Annotated in this window: 19 protein-coding genes and 1 other annotated feature; of the genes, 18 read left to right on the forward strand and 1 reads right to left on the reverse strand. The window is 45.4% G+C overall.

What is annotated here, in order from left to right; all coding sequences use genetic code 11:
* Positions 1-8: 8 nt before the first annotated feature.
* The 7 genes from ACMQ5W_RS02845 to ACMQ5W_RS02875 all read left to right on the forward strand — a co-directional run bounded on the left by ACMQ5W_RS02845 (position 9) and on the right by ACMQ5W_RS02875 (position 7,801).
* A complete protein-coding gene (locus tag ACMQ5W_RS02845) occupies positions 9-1,439 on the forward strand; it encodes an aldehyde dehydrogenase family protein (RefSeq protein ID WP_419023225.1) in 1,431 nt (476 codons plus the stop codon).
* Between the two features lie 98 nt (positions 1,440-1,537).
* On the forward strand, positions 1,538-1,762 hold the full coding sequence (locus ACMQ5W_RS02850; protein ID WP_419023227.1) for a hypothetical protein: 225 nt from the start codon (positions 1,538-1,540) through the stop codon (positions 1,760-1,762).
* Between the two features lie 676 nt (positions 1,763-2,438).
* Complete coding sequence (locus tag ACMQ5W_RS02855) at positions 2,439-3,317, forward strand: ABC transporter ATP-binding protein (RefSeq protein ID WP_419023229.1); 879 nt, start codon at positions 2,439-2,441, stop codon at positions 3,315-3,317.
* Complete coding sequence (locus tag ACMQ5W_RS02860; protein ID WP_419023231.1) at positions 3,292-3,942, forward strand: ABC-2 transporter permease; 651 nt, start codon at positions 3,292-3,294, stop codon at positions 3,940-3,942. The genes ACMQ5W_RS02855 and ACMQ5W_RS02860 overlap by 26 nt, the downstream gene beginning before the upstream one ends.
* Positions 3,939-4,718 (forward strand): ABC transporter ATP-binding protein, encoded by a 780-nt coding sequence (locus tag ACMQ5W_RS02865; protein ID WP_419023233.1) that lies wholly within the window; start codon positions 3,939-3,941, stop codon positions 4,716-4,718. The genes ACMQ5W_RS02860 and ACMQ5W_RS02865 overlap by 4 nt, the downstream gene beginning before the upstream one ends.
* Positions 4,684-5,892 (forward strand): hypothetical protein, encoded by a 1,209-nt coding sequence (locus ACMQ5W_RS02870; RefSeq protein ID WP_419023235.1) that lies wholly within the window; start codon positions 4,684-4,686, stop codon positions 5,890-5,892. Before ACMQ5W_RS02865 ends, ACMQ5W_RS02870 begins: the two co-directional genes overlap by 35 nt.
* Positions 5,893-6,442: 550 nt before the next feature.
* Positions 6,443-7,801, forward strand: a complete 1,359-nt coding sequence (locus tag ACMQ5W_RS02875) for an MATE family efflux transporter (protein ID WP_419023237.1) — start codon at positions 6,443-6,445, stop codon at positions 7,799-7,801.
* On the opposite strand, the gene ACMQ5W_RS02880 is transcribed toward ACMQ5W_RS02875, so the two are convergent.
* Entirely contained in the window at positions 7,789-8,553 is a 765-nt protein-coding gene (locus ACMQ5W_RS02880; RefSeq protein ID WP_148491512.1) for an IclR family transcriptional regulator, read from the reverse strand. The two genes, ACMQ5W_RS02875 and ACMQ5W_RS02880, sit on opposite strands and share 13 nt — an antisense overlap.
* 77 nt (positions 8,554-8,630) lie before the next feature.
* On the opposite strand from ACMQ5W_RS02880, the gene ACMQ5W_RS02885 reads away from it, so the two are divergent.
* The 11 genes from ACMQ5W_RS02885 (at position 8,631) to ACMQ5W_RS02935 (ending at position 18,127) form a co-directional block, all read left to right on the forward strand.
* Complete coding sequence (locus ACMQ5W_RS02885) at positions 8,631-9,545, forward strand: AEC family transporter (protein ID WP_419023239.1); 915 nt, start codon at positions 8,631-8,633, stop codon at positions 9,543-9,545.
* 31 nt (positions 9,546-9,576) lie between these two features.
* Positions 9,577-9,706 (forward strand) — a sequence feature (ribosomal protein L20 leader region).
* A gap of 14 nt (positions 9,707-9,720) precedes the next feature.
* Positions 9,721-10,245 (forward strand): translation initiation factor IF-3, encoded by a 525-nt coding sequence (gene infC / locus ACMQ5W_RS02890; RefSeq protein WP_419023241.1) that lies wholly within the window; start codon positions 9,721-9,723, stop codon positions 10,243-10,245.
* Between the two features lie 34 nt (positions 10,246-10,279).
* Positions 10,280-10,480, forward strand: coding sequence for a 50S ribosomal protein L35 (gene rpmI / locus ACMQ5W_RS02895; RefSeq protein ID WP_067537741.1), 201 nt, complete (start codon positions 10,280-10,282; stop codon positions 10,478-10,480).
* An 18-nt stretch (positions 10,481-10,498) separates the two neighbouring features.
* Positions 10,499-10,864: a 50S ribosomal protein L20 gene (rplT, locus tag ACMQ5W_RS02900; protein WP_148491514.1), complete on the forward strand. Its 366-nt coding sequence runs from the start codon at positions 10,499-10,501 to the stop codon at positions 10,862-10,864.
* Positions 10,865-11,097: 233 nt separating this feature from the next.
* Complete coding sequence (locus tag ACMQ5W_RS02905; RefSeq protein ID WP_419023243.1) at positions 11,098-12,492, forward strand: transglutaminase-like domain-containing protein; 1,395 nt, start codon at positions 11,098-11,100, stop codon at positions 12,490-12,492.
* Between the two features lie 299 nt (positions 12,493-12,791).
* Positions 12,792-13,205 (forward strand): hypothetical protein, encoded by a 414-nt coding sequence (locus ACMQ5W_RS02910; protein WP_148491516.1) that lies wholly within the window; start codon positions 12,792-12,794, stop codon positions 13,203-13,205.
* A 418-nt stretch (positions 13,206-13,623) separates the two neighbouring features.
* Positions 13,624-14,367, forward strand: coding sequence for an ATP-dependent sacrificial sulfur transferase LarE (gene larE, locus ACMQ5W_RS02915; RefSeq protein ID WP_419023245.1), 744 nt, complete (start codon positions 13,624-13,626; stop codon positions 14,365-14,367).
* Complete coding sequence (gene larB / locus ACMQ5W_RS02920; protein ID WP_419023247.1) at positions 14,368-15,126, forward strand: nickel pincer cofactor biosynthesis protein LarB; 759 nt, start codon at positions 14,368-14,370, stop codon at positions 15,124-15,126.
* Entirely contained in the window at positions 15,127-16,311 is a 1,185-nt protein-coding gene (larC, locus tag ACMQ5W_RS02925; RefSeq protein WP_419023248.1) for a nickel pincer cofactor biosynthesis protein LarC, read from the forward strand.
* Positions 16,304-17,305 (forward strand): ABC transporter permease, encoded by a 1,002-nt coding sequence (locus ACMQ5W_RS02930; RefSeq protein WP_419023249.1) that lies wholly within the window; start codon positions 16,304-16,306, stop codon positions 17,303-17,305. Before larC ends, ACMQ5W_RS02930 begins: the two co-directional genes overlap by 8 nt.
* Positions 17,306-18,127: an ABC transporter permease gene (locus ACMQ5W_RS02935; protein WP_419023250.1), complete on the forward strand. Its 822-nt coding sequence runs from the start codon at positions 17,306-17,308 to the stop codon at positions 18,125-18,127.
* Positions 18,128-18,130: the final 3 nt, after the last annotated feature.

Raw genomic sequence — 18,130 nt, forward strand, 5'->3', positions numbered from 1 at the left:
CCTTACATATGAAAATGATCATTAACGGAAAAAAAGTAGACAGCGAGAGCGGACTGACTTTTGATGTGCTTAATCCGGCGACGGGAGAAGTGATAGAATCCGTGCCAAAAGCTACGGAAAAGGATGTGAAAGCTGCTATTGACGCGGCAGCAGACGGCCAGAAGGTTTGGGCGGAAGTTCCAGTATGGAAGAGAGCAGAGGTATTATACAAGTTCTTGGACATTGTGGACGCTAACAAAGAAGAACTGGCGCAGACCTTGTGTGCAGAGAACGGCAAGCCGATTGTGGAAGCGAGAGCAGAAATCGGCAACATCAAAATCGGATTTTCAGGATTCATTGAACACGCAAAACACTACTATGGCAGTATCATTCCCCAAGGACAGGAACAGGGGCAGGATGCAAATCTGCAACTGGTGACGAGAGAACCGATCGGTGTCGTTGCCTGCATCATACCATTTAACTTTCCATGTGACCTCTACGATCAAAAGGTTGCACCAGCTTTGATGATGGGCAATGCTGCAATCGTCCTTCCATCTTCTGACAATCCATTGACCCTGATGAAGCTGACAGAAATGTTGGTAGAGGCCGGAGTGCCAAATGGGGTTATCCAATGTTTGACTGCTCCGGGAAGTGTAAAGTCTACAGCGGTAACCGATCCGAGGGTACATCTGGTCACTTTGACCGGCAGCACGGAAGTAGGCATCGACACTGCGAAATTGGCGGCAGAAAACTTGACCCATACGGCTCTGGAACTGGGCGGCAACGACGCGTTCATCGTACTGGAAGACGGCGATGTGGATCTGGCAGTAGAAGAAATGATTTGGGGACGTATGTACAACACCGGACAGGTGTGCTGCGCAAGCAAGAGATTCCTGATACACAACTCTTTGAAAGCGGAATTCGCTGAGAAGGCCGTAGAACGAATCAAGCAGCTGAAAGTGGGAATGCCGTCTGATGAAAGCAGCCAGGTAGGCTGTCTGATCAGTGAAAAAGCGGCAATCAAGGTTGAAAAAGAAGTTGAAAAAACCGTAGAACAGGGCGGCAAAATCGTGCTGGGCGGCAAGAGAAACGGCGCGTTCTATGAACCGACAGTGATTGTAGATGTACCGAAGACTGCCGATGTGGCTGTCGATATGGAAATCTTCGGACCAGTCGTTCCAATCATTGGATTTGACACCGATGAAGAGGCGATTGAAATTGCCAACAAATCTGTATTCGGGCTGTCCAGCTGCGTGTTCTCCAGAGACCAGAAGAGAGCCTTCAAGGTTGCTTCGAAGATGGAAGCCGGCGGAGCCGTCATCAATGGCGCAAGTTTCTTCAGAGCTTTTGAAATGCCATTTGGCGGCTGGAAACACAGCGGCATTGGTACTGAGGGTGTATTCTCCACCTTTGACGAGATGACCTTATCCAAGACCATCGTGCTGAAAAATATATTATAAATAGTGGAATAGGGCAAAGAAGGGACCGCAGATGAGCGGTCCCTTTTGTGGTGGGCTGGAAACCTGATTTGTGAAGCTATAATTCTGGAGAGGAACTTTTGGAGGCGGAAGAAAATCTGGATATTCTGTTTTTAGATGAAGAACTTTCCAATGATAAAATTCGCTTTCTTAATGGAGCGGATGCTCAGTGTAATTTTGAAAAGGCAAACCGTAAGACTTTAATTATCTGTATAACCTCACATGACGAATATATGCAGGATGCTTTCGGAATGTATGTCGTGGGCTTTGTGGTTACGTACAAAAGGATGAGCAAAAGCGTTTAGCTGAGGTTTTTAAGATTAATACAAAAGAAACCCGTTTAGCCTGCGATATGAGGAATTGTCTGGTTACAGAAAAGCATATCATCACGACCGGTGATATCTACGATTCTCGTATTTGTGAAGAGGGAGATTTCGTAAAGGAGCAGGCGTCTCTCGAGGATGTGCTGTTCTACTTGGGCGGTTATTAATTTACCAGTGCAGGATTACCAGCTTGTATGCAGCAGATACGTCGAAGGCTTTGTCATGAGCGTCTGCCTGCATTAGTCGTTTTAGAGGGTGCAGTATTAGGCGTCAGTATGCCTGCCCCGTTGGCTGCGGCAGCCGCATTTGTGGGATTTGCTTATGAGGGTCTGTACCTGTTTTTTTCTATAAATCGGGAACCAATGTTGCTCAGTATGCGCTGATCGCGCTCTTTGCAATATTTGGCAGTGTATACATGGTTGTGGAGAAGCTTGATATTTCGCTGAGTCACCTATCGTTTACCACAGGAATAGGCATTGTATTTGCAGGAATCGGATTGGCGCTTTATATCACATCAGCGATGATGAGCAGCAAGGTATATAGAACGATTTGAGAAACATTGAGCTTTGTCGGCGCGTACACTCGACAAGGCTTTTTTTTATGATATAATAGATAAACAACTTTGACGGTCAAAAATATATTACCACGGAGGTAGAGAATGAAGGACTCCATCATCGTTTCCAATGTGACAAAGCGCTACGCTAACTTTACGCTGGACGATATCAGCTTTGAGGCGGGCAGCGGGCAGATTACAGCTTTGGTCGGAGCCAACGGCGCAGGGAAGACGACTTTGATCTCGATTATGACGGACCAGCTTGCTGCAGACGCGGGCAGGGTACAGTACGGCGGTTATGATCTGCGCAGGGACAAGGTGGAAATCAAATCCAACCTTGGACTGGTGCAGGATTACAATTGCTTTTATGAGAAATACCGCGCAGATGATATCAGGCGCATAATGAAGGGATTTTTCAAGGCTTGGTCTGACGATTGTTTCTACGGACTGCTTGCGGATTTTGGACTGCGGGCGAATGTGCCGATTTCTGATTTTTCCCAGGGGATGAAGAAAAAGCTGCTCTTTGCCGCCGCTTTGTCCCACCAGGCGCAGTATATCATCCTGGACGAGATCACGTCGGAGCTTGACCCTCTGACGAGGAACGATATCATGGAGATACTAAAGGGGCGTGCTGACCGGGGCGCTGCGGTGGTGTTCTCCACCCATATTACCAGCGACGTGGATCATTATGCCGACCATTTGCTGATGCTGGACCGGGGGAAACTGGTGCTGGAGGATTCCCTGGACAACATCAGGAACAATTATTTGATATTGAAGTTCCCGCAGGAAGACCGGGAGAAGGCGGAAGCGGTCTCACGGCGGCTGGATTCGCAGATGACGAAGATAGGGCAGAACTACATCGTCCTTTTCAAGAAAGGCGAAGGGATGCAAAAGGACTTCAATGCTGCCATCCCGACCGTGGAGGATATGATGATGCTTTATATCAGAGGAGGAAGCCATGACGACACTGATTACCTTGATTAAGAAGGATTTACTTCTTCTCAGAAGGAGCCTGACCCCGGCATCGACCATGCCGATTTTTATCTCAGTCATAGTCGCCTTTGTAAACCCCGAGTTCTTTATGATGCTGTTGGTGCTGATTTTGGGTGCATTCTTTCCCGCGCTGATCATTCAGATTCTGACCATTGACGAGAGCACCAGGTGGAAGCAGTTCATGCGGTCGCTTCCCGTAAAACCCCATATCGAGGTGATCGCCAGATTCGTCCTGCTGCTTATGCTGTCGGCGCTGTCGGCAGTGCTGATTGCGGCCCTCGGGTTTATTGCCTCTGCAGCAGGACTAGTAGAAACAACAGGTGAGTATCTGTTCCTGTTTTCCATGTACGGGCTGGTTTATGGGCTTCTCATGGGGGATGTGGCGATTCCTGTTATGTACCGGTTCGGGGCGGTGAACGGGAAATACGTCATCATGGCCTTTACCTTTATTCCGATTATCATAGGGCTTTATCTGATCAGTTCGGGGATACCGGCTTTCCTCTATCATGTGACAAAGGAAATGCTGATCGGGGCTGTGGTCGTGGCGATTGCCATAGCGACTGGTATTGCCTTCTTATATACGTGGTCGGTTCTGAAGAGGAGATATGAAGCTTGAGGGATGATAATATGTTGAATTTTGTTAACGTAGTTAAAAAATATAATGATGTCACTGCTGTTAATCACGTATTCTTTCAAGTTGGTGCTGGTGAAGTCGTAGGGCTGATAGGAGCAAATGGCGCCGGGAAGACAACGACAATCAAGTTAGCTACAGGCTACCTTCCTTTGGATAGTGGAGAAATCTGGCTAAATGATATAAATCGTTCAACGAGGCCGGTGGAAGATTCGGGTATCGCTTATATTCCGGACCAACCGGTATATTATGATTTTATGACGGTTTCTGAGCATCTGCAGTTTATTAGTGCAATGTATCCTGATGGAGAATACAGCGTTGAAGAGATAATAGCAAAATTCTCCTTAGAAGAGCAGCTAAGTAAAATGCCACATATGTTGTCTAGAGGAAATAAGCAGAAGCTTTTGCTCGCAACAGCATTGCTGCGAAAATTCGATTTGCTCATTGCAGATGAACCCTTTAACGGTCTTGACCCAAAGCAAATACGCGTATTAAAAAATACCCTTTCAGAACTAAAGTCAAGGAACAAAGGGATCTTGATTTCTACGCATCTTTTAGACATTATAGAATTATTTTGTAATCGCTATGTCATGATAGAAAAAGGCTGCATCATAGGACAGGGGTCAAAAACTGAAATTGCGGAGCAATTCAGGCTTGACAAAGACTTAACTATTGAACAAATGTATATCCAGATTGCAGATGATAAAGACAGGGGCTTGGGAAGATATGAAGACAATCATAAAGATGATGATTCTCAATGATATACGTCAAAATATGAAGCTTTTAAAGAATTATGGATTTATCTTCGTGGTACTCATACTGATTATTTTGTTTTCAAAAGAATGGGTTCTGACAGCCACGACTTTCGTCAGGGCAAATGATCGATATATTGATTATGCTGTCAGCGGAATTATGATCATATTATTTCTATTTAAAAAAAGCCCTATGATAAAAATCAACCCAGCCAGTATCTATTATTTGATGGATACTACATTTCTAAAATGGATAGTAAGGATAAAGCAGGTAATCACAATGACGTGTTTTATGATTTTGGCAGCAGGTATCACGCTTTGGGGAAAAGACTATTTTCAAATGATATACTGTCTCCGCATATCTTTACTAATGATTGCATGGGAAATGCTATTGTGGAGGAAATACCAGAGGAATGCTTCAACTGCGCTCCTGGCCGGATTATGTATTGTAATAAATGCTGCCTTTGCATTTTCATGGATTTATCTGGAAATTACTATGACTGTTGCAATTATCGTTTTTTCCATAATAAAACCCGTGGTTATCAATTGGGAATTATATTACAAGGATATGAAGTTCGAAAATAAAGTCCGGTCAGCATCAGCGCGAAAAGACTATGCAGAGATGACAATATTGGCAAATGAAAATCGTGTTAGAAAAAGTTATCATGTAAAGTATTTTAATTTGCCATATGTGAATCCAGTGCTCATACGGAGTTTTATCGTCGATGGATTACGTGGTTCACTATCAATCTGGATAATAAAGATGCTGACTCTTGTGCTCTCACTATGTTCGTTTTCGATACCATTGAATGAAACTTTGAAATTTGGTTTGTTTATCGTTTCTTGGAGTTATCTTGTTGTTTTTATTAACAAATGCAGCATCGAAGCAATGTTCACGTTAAATGCAAAAAGAGAAAAGGGATTGTTACTTCCTTATACACTGAAAGAAATTGCTCTCTTTTATACAATGCTGCCAACGGTTGAAATTGTTATATCAATTGCAATGTTAATCGTATTTACTGATGTCTCACCTTGGTTAATCATAATCGATTTGGTCGTATATTTCTTCATTACCTATCTATGGCATTTGATGTCTTTGAAATTCCCAAAGCAGAGAAAGTGGCTTGATTGTGCATCTGGCCTGATCCTTGTTGCTATGTCGCTATTGATTTTGCATCAATAAATCTGAATGACTCTTTATATGCTCCTATCAACGATCGTTTTAACCCCTATTGCCACAATAAAATGCAAAAGCACCTAAAAAATCTGTGAGCTGCAAAGGGAGTAGCTATCCAGCAATGGCTATAATTGTTGAAATTTCGTTGTATCCATTGTCCAGGCTGCCGTTGGACGTCCTAAGGAATCAGGATTTTAGGCGTTTTTGATCTATTTTAGTAAAATGACGGGTAAACTGTATTACGACATCCTTTCTCTTCCCTTCATCACGTGGCTTTGGAGCATTTCTATCCTATCCCATATAATATAGATAGCCAAAAACATGAGGAAAAGGGGGCTGAGCCCATGGAAAGAAAACCGATCCCTGTGGGGCATGAGGACAGGCCGGATCTTGTACTCAGGTATGGTGTTTGTATTTTAAAGAAAGTTGGAGCGACCTGGTCATGGCCTCTTGATTTTTTCTTAATGCAGTGGTAAAATATTTCATATTGTATATTATACAAATAAGCAGCCGCCAGGCTGTTTATTTTTCGTGTTTTACGAGAGGTGCTTTAGATATGGAAAACGAAAACAACGACTTTCTTGGAACAGAATCCATTGGAAAACTTTTATTTAAGCTGGCGCTGCCGTCGGTCACTGCACAGCTGATCAACATGTTGTATAACATTGTAGATAGAGTCTATATTGGGCATATACCGGGAACTGGCGCATTGGCGCTGACGGGGGTAGGCGTCTGCCTGCCGATCATTATGGTGGTCACTGCTTTTGCCGCTTTGATCAGTATGGGAGGCGCGCCCAAGGCATCCATCTTCATGGGGCAGGGAAGAAATGACAAGGCGGAAGAAATATTAGGCAACTGCTTTGTGGTCCAAATCATCATATCTCTTGTGCTGACATTTATTTTGCTGGTTTGGAACGAAGATCTTTTGATGCAGTTTGGAGCCAGTGAGAATACCATAGAATATGCGACTGGGTATATGGGGATTTATGCTGTGGGTACGATTTTCGTTCAGCTGACCTTGGGGATGAATGCCTTCATTACGGCACAGGGTTTCGCCAAGATGGGCATGTACACTGTGATCATCGGGGCGGTATTGAATATTGTTTTGGATCCGATCTTTATCTTTGTATTACATATGGGTGTGAAAGGGGCTGCTTTGGCCACCATCCTTTCCCAGGCAGTTTCTGCATTCTGGGTTTTGAAATTTCTCAGAGGCAAAAAGAGCCTGCTCAAACTGAGGAAGGCAAATCTAAAGTTAAGCCGCGGCATTATATTGCCTTGCCTGGCTCTGGGTCTTGCACCTTTTATCATGCAGGCTAGCGAAAGTGTCATTTCTGTATGTTTTAATTCCTCTCTTTTAAAATACGGAGGAGATATCGCTGTAGGTGCTATGACGATTTTGACCAGTGTCATGCAGTTTGCAATGCTGCCTCTCAACGGAATCGCCCAGGGAGCGCAGCCCATCACCAGCTATAATTTTGGCGCAAAAAATAAGGACAGAGTCAAGAAAACCTTCTGGACTCTGCTGAAAGTATGTCTGACCTATTCTGTCCTGCTTTGGGCGCTGGTCATGCTGCTGCCAAAAGTGTTTGCCGGAATCTTTTCTGGCGATGCACAGCTGATTGCTTTTACAGGGTGGGCGCTGAGAATTTATACAGCCTGTCTGTTCATGATGGGGATTCAAATCGCCTGCCAGATGACCTTCATTTCTATTGGAAATGCAAAAGACTCCATCATCGTCGCAATTATGAGGAAGTTCGTTTTGCTGCTGCCTTTGATTTATCTGCTGCCGAACTTCATTGAAAATCAAACGATGGCAGTTTATCTGGCTGAACCAGTTGCAGATTTCATCGCCGTGACTTTTACGATGATCCTATTTCGATCGCAATTCAAGAAAGCGCTTCAGTCTATGTAACCCATGGATTTGGAAATTTCCAGGGCTTGCTTCCTGACATACTGCGCAACGGATTCTATGCGGTCTTCTGTCAAAATAGAAGTGGGGCCGCTGGCAGAAATGGCAGCGATAATATCGCCGCGATAATCATAGATCGGAGCGCCGATGCATCTGTGGCCGATTTCAGCCTCTTCGTCATCAATAGCCCAGCCGCGGCTTCTGACTTTGTCAAGGTCTGCGAGGAGTTCGTCCACAGAACCCAGAGTTTTCTTCGTAAATCTCATAAAACTACAATTTGCCATGATTTTTCGAATTTGATTTGCTGAAAAATTAGAAAGAAGACATTTGCCAAGGGAACAGGAGTAGGAGTGGACACGGACACCGATTTGTGAGTACATTCTGACGTTTGAGAAGACGTCCATTTTCTCTATGTAAACGACCTGGTCGCCATCGAGAACGCCAAGATGGGAAGTGAGACCCAGTTCGGCAGTGATTTGGGCAACATAAGGCCTGGCTTCTGTCTGCAGTTCAAGACTGTTGATATAGCAGCTGACAGCTTCAATCAGCTTCAGTCCGATTTTGTAAACACCCTTGTCTGTCCTGCTGAGATATCCCCGTTCGGCCATGGTCGCTATGATTCTGTGCGCGGTGCTTTTGGGAAGTCCGATTCTGCTGGCTATTTCGGTTACGCCAAGACCATCATTTTCCTGAGAGAGGACCTCGATGATATCAAGAGCCCTGTCGATGGACTGTACATTATTATCACTAGTCATACTATCACCACCTATTTATAATATTCTGTTATTTTATTATACTAAAAAATTTGCCGCTGTGCAAATGGAGGATTTACATGATTATATCGACAATTTGTAAACTGCTGCTGGCCATGGGCGTCGGCTATTATCTCAACAAAAAGAGAATTTTTACGGAAGAGGTCAGTCAGAAGCTTTCTTATTTCGTCGTCAATATCGCTATGCCCCTGATGATCGTAACGGCACTCAACGACACAGAAATATCCGACAAAGGAGAACTCTTGCGCTACATTCTTGCAGGAGCCTGCTTCTATCTGGTGATTCCTTTTTTAGCAAAGGGCATCAATCTTCTGACAAAAGTTCCTAAAGAGGAGCGGTCTGTTTATGAGGCGTTTTATCTCTTTTCTAATAACATGTTCATGGGATATCCGGTTGCCGCATCTCTTTATGGAAGTGGATGTATCTTTCAGCTGAGCATGTTCAATCTGGGATTCAACCTGCTCTACTATACATATGGCATAAAGCTCTTTCAGAGTGGAAAAGATAAAGAAAAAGAAAAATTTGACTATAAAAAAGTTTTAGGACCGGGAACCATTGCTGCTATCATTGCAATCGTTTTGTTCTTTTCTGGATTGAAGCTGCCGCAAGCAGCTACTGAGGTCTGCAGTTTCCTGGGCAATGTATCTTCTCCCTTATCCATGGTAATCATCGGTTCTACCATTGGAACCTATTCGTTAAAAAGCATCTTTGGTGATGATAAAAGGCTGTACTTTGTATCCATCGTCAGACTCGTCCTGATGCCTGCAGCAACTTATTTCATCTTGTCAGCATTGGGATTTACAGGCATTCTGCGAGGTACTGCGACTGTAGCGATGGGGATGCCGGTAGCGTCGCTGGTTTCCATGGGATGTATTGAACATCAGAATAATGAGAAGCTGGGTTCAGCAGGCGTGGTCTTAACTACGATCGTATCACTTTTCACTATTCCAGTGATGCTGATATTTTTAGGTTGACAGAGACACGCAAACATGATATAGTAGTTCAGTAATGAAGAAGAAGTTATCCGCTTCTCACCTGCAGGCAATGGCGTTTGTCAGGTCTATATGATTTGAAATCAGCACTATCATAGTGTGTTTTGAAGCGGATACTTGTGTGTCCGCTTATTTTAATGCGAAGGTATCACAGGAGGTGCGAACAATTAGCAAGGAAAACAAGATCAACGAAGAAATTCGTGACAGAGAACTGCGAGTTATTGATAACGAAGGGAAGATGCTTGGCGTTATGAGCAGAGATGAGGCTCTGGCTTTGGCTGAAGAGAAAAAGCTGGATCTGGTAAACATCTCACCGAATGCAAACCCGCCAGTTTGTAAAATTCTCGACTATGGAAAGTACAGATACGAAATCCAGAAGAGAGAAAAAGAAGCAAAGAAAAAGCAGAAGACCATTCAAGTAAAAGAAATCAGACTGAGCACTTTTATCGAAGATCATGACATTCAGGTTAAGGCAAAGACAGCTTGTAAATTCCTCAAAGAGGGAGACAAGGTGAAGGTCAGTCTCAGATTCAGAGGCAGAGAGAATGCTAACACCGCAAGAGGACGTGAGGTAATGAATAAATTTGCTGAGGTCTGCAGTGAAGTGAGCGTAGTTGAGAAAAGACCTACCTTTGAGGGTAGAAGCTTGATCATGTTCCTGGCACCGAAAGCTGAAAAGTAAATGTTTAGAATTAACATAGGAGGAGAATAGCATCATGGCAAAGAATAAGATGAAGTCCCACAGAGGCGCATGCAAAAGAATGAAATTAACTGGAAGTGGAAAAGTAAAGAGAAATAAGGCATTCAAAAGCCATATTCTTACAAAGAAAGCCCCTAAGAGAAAAAGAGGCTTGCGTAAAGCTACTACATTAACAAGCGCTGACACTAAGAGAATGTTAAGATCAATGGCGAAATAATATAGGAGGTAAGGAATTATGGCAAGAGTTAAAAAAGGCGTTAACGCGCACAAGAGACATAAAAAAATCTTAAAGCAGGCAAAGGGTTACTACGGACAGAAGAGCAAAGTGTTCAGAGCTGCAAATCCAGCAGTTATGAGAGCTCTCAGATCTGCTTATGTTGGAAGAAAGCTGAAGAAGAGACAGTACAGACAGATGTGGATTGCAAGAATCAACGCTGCTGCAAGAATCAACGGCATGTCTTACAGCAGACTGATGGATGGACTGAAGAAGAGTGGTATTGAAATCAACAGAAAGATGCTTTCTGAGATGGCAATTCACGATGCAGCAAGCTTCTCACAGCTTTGCGAAACTGCAAAAGCCGCTTGCGGAAAAGAATATTAATCAGCGAAACCACGAGAGTTTCCTTTAAGAGCAAAAGCTCCTAGGGGAAGCTCTTTTTGAATTCTGCGCAGGGTTGTGAGAGATAAAAGGATGCTTGCATATTTTGTCGCAGCCATTATAATAGAAGCTAAATAGACTGAAGTTTTAAAATAGAGGGAGTTTGTATTGGAACTCTATTGTGATCATGAAATAGTTGGCCATGCAGAAGAAAAACGGAGGAGAAGAGTACAAAGGTGAAGGAATTGAATAATGTTAATTACGGGGATTTGAAATTTCTCTCCGTAGATCTGCCAGAAGATATTCTGAAAGAAAAGTGGAGTGGGAATTTTGACAAGGCGAAGAAGCTGATTGCGCAGAGGAAGTCAGAGAATATTCCACAGGCGCTGCGGTGCAGACTGGAATTGGAACTGAAAAATCTGGAGAACCTGGAGTGCCGTTACACCGTGACCAGGGAAGAGGCATTGCGGCAGGTTCGACAACGGATCCCGGAGATGAGTGATGAAGAATTCGACCAATTACAGCTGGAAGGTAAGCTGGATTGGATTTATCTTGACGGCAAGGTGATGTACCTGGACAGTTTCTGCGCGACACTGTTCAAAGTAAATCCCGCTCTGTGGCAGCGTTCTCGCCAGGGTGATCAGAGCGATTATCAGATTTTGGATGATCTCATCGCCGATTTAAAAGACGGACAGGAAATCTGCTGCCACATCCACATCAGACAGGAAGTCTCCTTGAAAGAGCAGGCAGTGGAAGAGGGGAAAATCTTGCGGGTACACATTCCAGTGCCCCTTGAGCGGGAGCAGGTTCAGAATCTGCAGTTGTTAGAAGTGACGCCTGCCCCTGTCCGTATGGCAGAAGAGGACGCTTCACAGCCGACTCTTTATTTTGAAACACCAGCTGCTTACGGACAGATATTTTCTGTGGAATACGCATTTGACCATAGAACCACCTATATTGATTTATCAAAACCAGAGCGGCAGAACGCCGCGACGGAGCCGCTTCCAGAGGAGATGAAAGTCTATCTGTGTGAGGAACTGCCGCATATCCAGTTTACGCCCTATCTGCGGTCCCTGGCGGCAGAAATCGCAGAAGGAGAGAGAAATCCTCTTTTGATTGCCCGCCGCATTTACGACTTTATTACGACCAAAGTGAGTTACGCCTTTGTGAGGGACTACGCCTGTATCGACCGTCTTGCAGAGTATTGCGCCTTGAATCTGAAAGGAGACTGCGGTGTGCAGGCGCTGCTTTTCATCACCCTTTGCAGAATATCAGGCATTCCGGCAAGATGGCAGTCTGGCATTGATGCGAAACCGGGGGATGTGGGCGAACATGATTGGGCCATGTTTTATGTATCTGGCAGCGGATGGATGTACGCAGATCTCTCTTATGGAGGTTCGTCTTATATCCGAGGCGCTTATGAGCGCTGGAACTATTTCTTCGGTAATGCAGATCCTTACCGCATACCAATTAACGATGCATTCCAAAGGGACTTTGATCCGCCAAAGAATTTTTGGCGAAATGACCCCTACGACAACCAGTCGGGCGAGGCAGAATATGAAGACCACGGTATAAAGAGCGATGACCTGGTGTATCGCTATCAGGAAATTGATATACATCGTATCAAATAAAACCCTGTTTCGTATTTAAAGATAGGAACCAATATAAAGCTGATGCGAAGAGGACACTTTTCACATCAGTTTTTTGTTTTTTTGTGAATCTTTGTCCCTTTTTTGACAAATTTCAGGTTATATATTTATACGACAAAATCTGACAAATCACAGATTCGGTGATTCTCAGCATAAATTCTGTCAACAGCTCAATGAATTTCGCTGGACAGAATGTGAAAGACCAAATTTTAGCAATATTCCTCAAAAAATAGAGTGTATATAGGTAGAGGGATAATGTATCAATCAAAGGGGAGACAGAAATGAAAGCGAAATTACCTGTATTATTTGCTAGTATATCACTAGGGTTTTATATTCTTTGCCTGCTGGAAATGAAAGATGGTGCAGAAAACATTATCACCAGACGTATTCAACAGGGCAGTTACGATAGTGCGTATCATTATATCGACGGCTGGGCCTATGATTATACAGGCGTACAGCAGTTTTTACGCGCGACGGGTACTTTTCTTGCCGTATACTATGGGGCAAGGATTACCTGCGCGATCAGAGGAAACAAATGCGAGACTCTCTTTGCCGTCATTCTCGCTTGTTATATCGTGTGCGTGGCAGTGATCGCGATCAGTCAATCCCACCTTTTGGGGCTGATTCTCGCGGCCGCCGCTGTATTTGTCGTATTGGCCGCGATTTCTTTAATGAAGGATCTTCCGATAGAATAATACCTTCCTAGAAACTTCAAAAAACTTCTTGACTTAGAGTTCACTTCAAGTGTTACAATAAAGCAACAACAGATGCAAGGCTGCAACAAATCAGGTAAGGATCAAGGCTGAACCCCTGGAAAATACTTGATTTTTCTGTTGGCATGGTTTATGCTATACATGTTAGTGTGCTTCAAGAAGAAGTAATCGCTGTTTTCAAGAAGAAAACAATTTTATGAGTAGATAGACTTGATATTGAGATTTTATGCCACGAAGGCAGACTGGATTCCAGAAGGAAATCCTGCGCTTTTGTGGTATTTTTTTGTTTGATAGGAAATATGGATCTCCTGTCAAACGAAGAAGAGGTGTGCAGAGGGGATTCCCCTCGCCGCCTTCAGGAGGGTGCTCAGCCCCCCTTTTTGTATAAGAGGAGATGTGTATGGAATTAAGTGAATTTTTTAGCCGGCATCCGAAAGTTGCCCTGGGTTTTTCCGGCGGGGTGGATTCAGCCTACCTGCTGTACGCCGCCAGAACGTTTGGAGCCGATGTTTCGGCATATTTTATCAAGAGTCAATTCCAGCCGGACTTTGAGCTGGCAGATGCAATGCAGCTGGCAGAACAGCTGGGAGCGAAGCTTCGCAAGATAGACTGCGACATTCTGAAAGAGGCAGCGGTCTGCGAGAATCCAAAAGATCGCTGTTATTACTGTAAAAACCGCATCTTTGGTCTTCTGGCAGAGGCGGCAAAGGAGGATGGATATGAGACAATCATTGACGGCACCAATGCTTCCGATGAAGCTGCAGACAGGCCTGGCATGCGAGCTCTGGCTGAAATGGAGGTTCTGTCTCCACTGCGCATGTGCGGCATCACGAAGGCTCAGGTAAGAGAACGATCGAAAGAAGCGGGGCTTTTCACCTGGGACAAACCTGCTTATGCCTGTCTTGCGACGAGAATACCGACTGGACAGCCCATTACAGCAGAAGATCTGCAGCGAGTGGAAGGAGCCGAAAATCAGCTTTCCGCTTTGGGGTTTTCTGACTTCAGGGTTAGACTCATTGGTGACAGTGGCAGGCTTCAGCTCAAGGCTGCCCAGATGAGAACAGCCATAGAGAAGAGAAGTGAGATCAAAGCAAAATTAAAACCGTATTTTGATACCGTTTTGCTGGATTTGGAGGACAGATAAATGGAAGCACGAGAAATGAAAGAACTGCTGCAACAGGTAGCAGAGGGGAAAGCAAGCGTGGACGAAGCTTTGCTCAAAATGAAGATGGCTCCTTTCGAAGAAATCGATATCGCCACTTTGGATCACCACCGCGGTCTGAGACAAGGGGCATCAGAGGTCATCTACGGTGCGGGCAAAACGCCGGCACAGATTGACAAGATCGCGCATACCCTTTGGAGAAGTGGACAGAAAACCATTTTGATCACCAGGATGAGCCAGGAGGCGGCAGATACCTTTGAGAGAGATATCCCCTTTCACTATTACAGGGAAGCAAAAGTAGGCCTTGTGGGCGAGATGATGGAGCCACAGAGAACGGGTTATATTCTAGTGGCTACAGGCGGAACCAGCGACATACCCGTTGCTGAGGAAGCCGCCTTAACTGCTCAGATTTTGGGCAACCATGTCGAACGAATTTATGACGTGGGTGTTGCTGGCATTCATAGACTGCTGGCTCATGCCGAAAGAATTATGAACGCCAGAGTTATCATCGCCATCGCGGGAATGGAAGGAGCGCTGGCCTCCGTCATCGGCGGTCTGGCTGACTGTCCGGTCATCGCGGTGCCTACCAGCGTAGGTTACGGCACTGCCTTCGGCGGTGTGACGGCCCTTCTTTCCATGCTGAATTCCTGCGCCAGCGGTGTCAGTGTCGTCAACATAGACAACGGCTTCGGAGCGGGTTATTTGGCAAATTTGATCAACAATATGGAGGCAGAAAAGTAAATGAAAAGTTTATATATTGATTGCAGTATGGGGGCGGCTGGCGACATGCTCATGGCTGCATTGCTGGAACTGATTCCAGACCAGGAGCAGTTCTTGTCAAAGATGAATGCTCTCGGCATTCCGGGAGTTCGCGTCAATGTAGAGAAAAAGAATACCTGTGGTATCAGTGGCAGTCATGTTCACGTCATCATCGACGGGGAAGAAGAAGGCGGCCATCATCACGGTCATGAACACCATCATCACCATCATCACAGCGGACTTGCCGATATCAGAAGTCTGATTCAGAGCCTGACACTTCCGCAGCAGGTCAAAGAGGATGCTCTGGCGGTTTACGGACTGATCGCCGAAGCCGAAAGCCAGGTTCATGGACAGACGATGGAACAGATTCATTTCCACGAGGTTGGAACCTTGGACGCTGTAGCGGATGTGGTGGGCAACTGTCTGCTGTTACACATGATCGGTGCAGACTATATCGGTGCCTCTCCTGTTCATGTGGGGTCTGGAACTGTCAAATGTGCACACGGAATTCTACCTGTGCCGGCACCGGCGACAGCTTTGATTCTGCAGGGCATACCCGTTTATGGAGGGGAGATCAAAGGGGAACTCTGCACACCGACGGGAGCGGCACTTCTGAAATACTTTGTGGACGATTTTGGACCGATGCCTTTGATGAGTGTGACAAAGACGGGCTATGGCGTGGGCACAAAGGAATTTGAGCGGGCAAACTGCGTGAGAGTCATGGCAGGGGAAACAGAGAAAACAGACAGGGATCAGGTCTTTGAACTGGCAGCAAATATCGACGATATGACGGCAGAAGAAATCGGCTATGCCATCGAAGTTCTCATGGAAAAGGGAGCCTTAGACGTATACGCTGAGAACATCATCATGAAGAAATCACGGCCGGCTGCGAAGCTGGTCTGTATGTGCAGAAATGAGAACAAGGACCAGATGGCTGCTTTGATGTTTCAGCATACGACTACCATTGGCATCAGGGAATATCAGTGTGAAAGATATACTTTGGATCGCCGTTTTGAACAGCGGAAAACGCCTTGGGGCGATGTCAATGTCAAAGTCTGTGAGGGCTGCGGTGTAAAGAAGGAAAAAGCAGAATTTGAGGACTTGGCGAGCATTGCCAGGAGAGAAAATCTATCAATCCTAGACGTAAAGAAGGAAATTCATGAATAACGAATGGCGTGAACGAACCATATACATTTTTAAAAAGATGATACAGATGATCATGGTCTTGATTTTACTGTCTGTTATCGTATTCGTCATCGCGCGGCTTTGTCCGGGTGATCCCTTAAAGGCCTATTATGGTGACGGAGCAGAGCACATGAGCGAGATGCAGAGAGAGGCAGCAAGGGAAAAGCTGGGCCTCTCAGACTCTATGGTGGTACAGTACGGCCGGTGGGCAGAGCATCTCTTTGACGGGGATCTGGGACTGTCGTATAAATACAAGCAGCCTGTGACAGAGGTCATCGGCGGCGTGTGGGTCAATACATTGATTCTGGGCGGCGTTTCCTATCTTCTGACTTTCGGCTTATCCATTTTGCTCGGCATATTCTGTGCCCTGCGAGAGGACAGCCTGCTTGATAAGCTGATCTGCAAAATCGGCGTCGTTTCCGGCAGCATTCCGTCTTTCTTCATGGCCCTCCTGCTGATTCTGATTTTCGCAGTGAACCTGAAGCTGCTTCCTGTTAGCGGTGCTTACTCTTATGGCAGCAGCGGGGATTTCTTTGATCGAGTCTATCATCTGATTCTTCCAGTGGCGGTCATGGTTATGGAGCATCTGTGGTATTACGCCTACATGGTCAGAAACAAATTATCGGCGGAGACCAGGGAAGATTATGTTCTGCTCTGCAAGGCGGAGGGCATTCCCAGAAAGAAGATTCTCCGCCGCCACTGCCTGCGGAACATCATGCCTTCTATGCTGGTCATCATGGCCATTTCGGTTCCTCACATCTTAGGGGGAACTTATGTAGTGGAAACCGTCTTCTCATATCCCGGCCTTGGCACTCTCAGCTTTGAAGCGGCCATGTATCAGGACTACAATATGCTGATGGCACTCTGTCTGCTGACAGGCGTGGTGGTACTGGTTTTCAATTTGTTGGCGCAGATTTTGAACGAGTTCATCGACCCTAGAATACGCCTTGTGAAAAACTTAAAGGAGGCGGCATAGATGAAGAAAGAAAAAAAGTTTCCTAAAATCTCCTTATGCATCTTGGGTCTGATCATTCTGGCATCTGTCTTTGCAGGTCTGATTGCGCCGTATTCTGTGGAAGAGATGAATCCTGAGGCAGTGAATCTGGCGCCGTCTGCCGGCCATATTTTTGGCACTGACAGCATGGGGCGGGATTTGTTCACCATGGTCTTGTATGGAGGCCGCGCCTCTATCTATATCGGTCTTTTCAGCGCCTGTATCTCTACGGTGGTGGCTGTGGTCTATGGAACCCTCAGCGGTTTAGCAGGCGAGAGGATTGACGATCTGCTGATGCGGTTTTCCGAACTGTTGATGAGCATTCCTTCGATTTTGCTGGTCATCTTCCTGCAGGCGATGTGGGGGAGGGCTTCTTATACGTCGCTGTCGGTCATCATCGGACTGACTGGCTGGATGAACATTTCTAAAATTGTCAGAAGCGAAGTCAGGCAGATTAGAAACAGCGATTACGTACTGGCGGCAAAAACCATGGAAGGCGGATTTTGGTATATTCTGCGTCGTCATCTGCTGCCCAATTTTGTATCGTCTATCATGTTCATGGTGGTCACCAATATCGGTCAGGCTATGATTACGGAATCCACTTTGAGCTTTTTAGGGCTGGGATTGCCGCTCACTACGGTGTCCTGGGGCAGCCTGCTGTCCATGTCGGAGGAGGTCCTTCTGACAAACTGCTGGTGGATGATCATCATTCCGGGCCTGGTGCTGATTACGACCCTGGTCTGCATCACAGAAATCGGAGAATATATCAGAAGAAGAAATAATCGCTTATATAGTAATTTATGATAT

This window comes from Emergencia sp. (genome assembly GCF_048465375.1).
GTDB lineage: Bacteria > Bacillota > Clostridia > Peptostreptococcales > Anaerovoracaceae > Senimuribacter.

Coding starts and splice junctions, on each gene's coding strand:
- larE (WP_419023245.1), top strand. CDS start 13,624: ATGGAATTAAGTGAATTTTTTAGCCGGCATCCGAAAGTTGCCCTGGGT.
- larB (WP_419023247.1), top strand. CDS start 14,368: ATGGAAGCACGAGAAATGAAAGAACTGCTGCAACAGGTAGCAGAGGGG.
- ACMQ5W_RS02860 (WP_419023231.1), top strand. CDS start 3,292: ATGACGACACTGATTACCTTGATTAAGAAGGATTTACTTCTTCTCAGA.
- ACMQ5W_RS02885 (WP_419023239.1), top strand. CDS start 8,631: ATGATTATATCGACAATTTGTAAACTGCTGCTGGCCATGGGCGTCGGC.
- ACMQ5W_RS02930 (WP_419023249.1), top strand. CDS start 16,304: ATGAATAACGAATGGCGTGAACGAACCATATACATTTTTAAAAAGATG.
- larC (WP_419023248.1), top strand. CDS start 15,127: ATGAAAAGTTTATATATTGATTGCAGTATGGGGGCGGCTGGCGACATG.
- ACMQ5W_RS02855 (WP_419023229.1), top strand. CDS start 2,439: ATGAAGGACTCCATCATCGTTTCCAATGTGACAAAGCGCTACGCTAAC.
- ACMQ5W_RS02875 (WP_419023237.1), top strand. CDS start 6,443: ATGGAAAACGAAAACAACGACTTTCTTGGAACAGAATCCATTGGAAAA.
- rplT (WP_148491514.1), top strand. CDS start 10,499: ATGGCAAGAGTTAAAAAAGGCGTTAACGCGCACAAGAGACATAAAAAA.
- rpmI (WP_067537741.1), top strand. CDS start 10,280: ATGGCAAAGAATAAGATGAAGTCCCACAGAGGCGCATGCAAAAGAATG.
- ACMQ5W_RS02870 (WP_419023235.1), top strand. CDS start 4,684: ATGAAGACAATCATAAAGATGATGATTCTCAATGATATACGTCAAAAT.
- ACMQ5W_RS02910 (WP_148491516.1), top strand. CDS start 12,792: ATGAAAGCGAAATTACCTGTATTATTTGCTAGTATATCACTAGGGTTT.
- ACMQ5W_RS02880 (WP_148491512.1), bottom strand. CDS start 8,553: ATGACTAGTGATAATAATGTACAGTCCATCGACAGGGCTCTTGATATC.
- ACMQ5W_RS02935 (WP_419023250.1), top strand. CDS start 17,306: ATGAAGAAAGAAAAAAAGTTTCCTAAAATCTCCTTATGCATCTTGGGT.
- ACMQ5W_RS02845 (WP_419023225.1), top strand. CDS start 9: ATGAAAATGATCATTAACGGAAAAAAAGTAGACAGCGAGAGCGGACTG.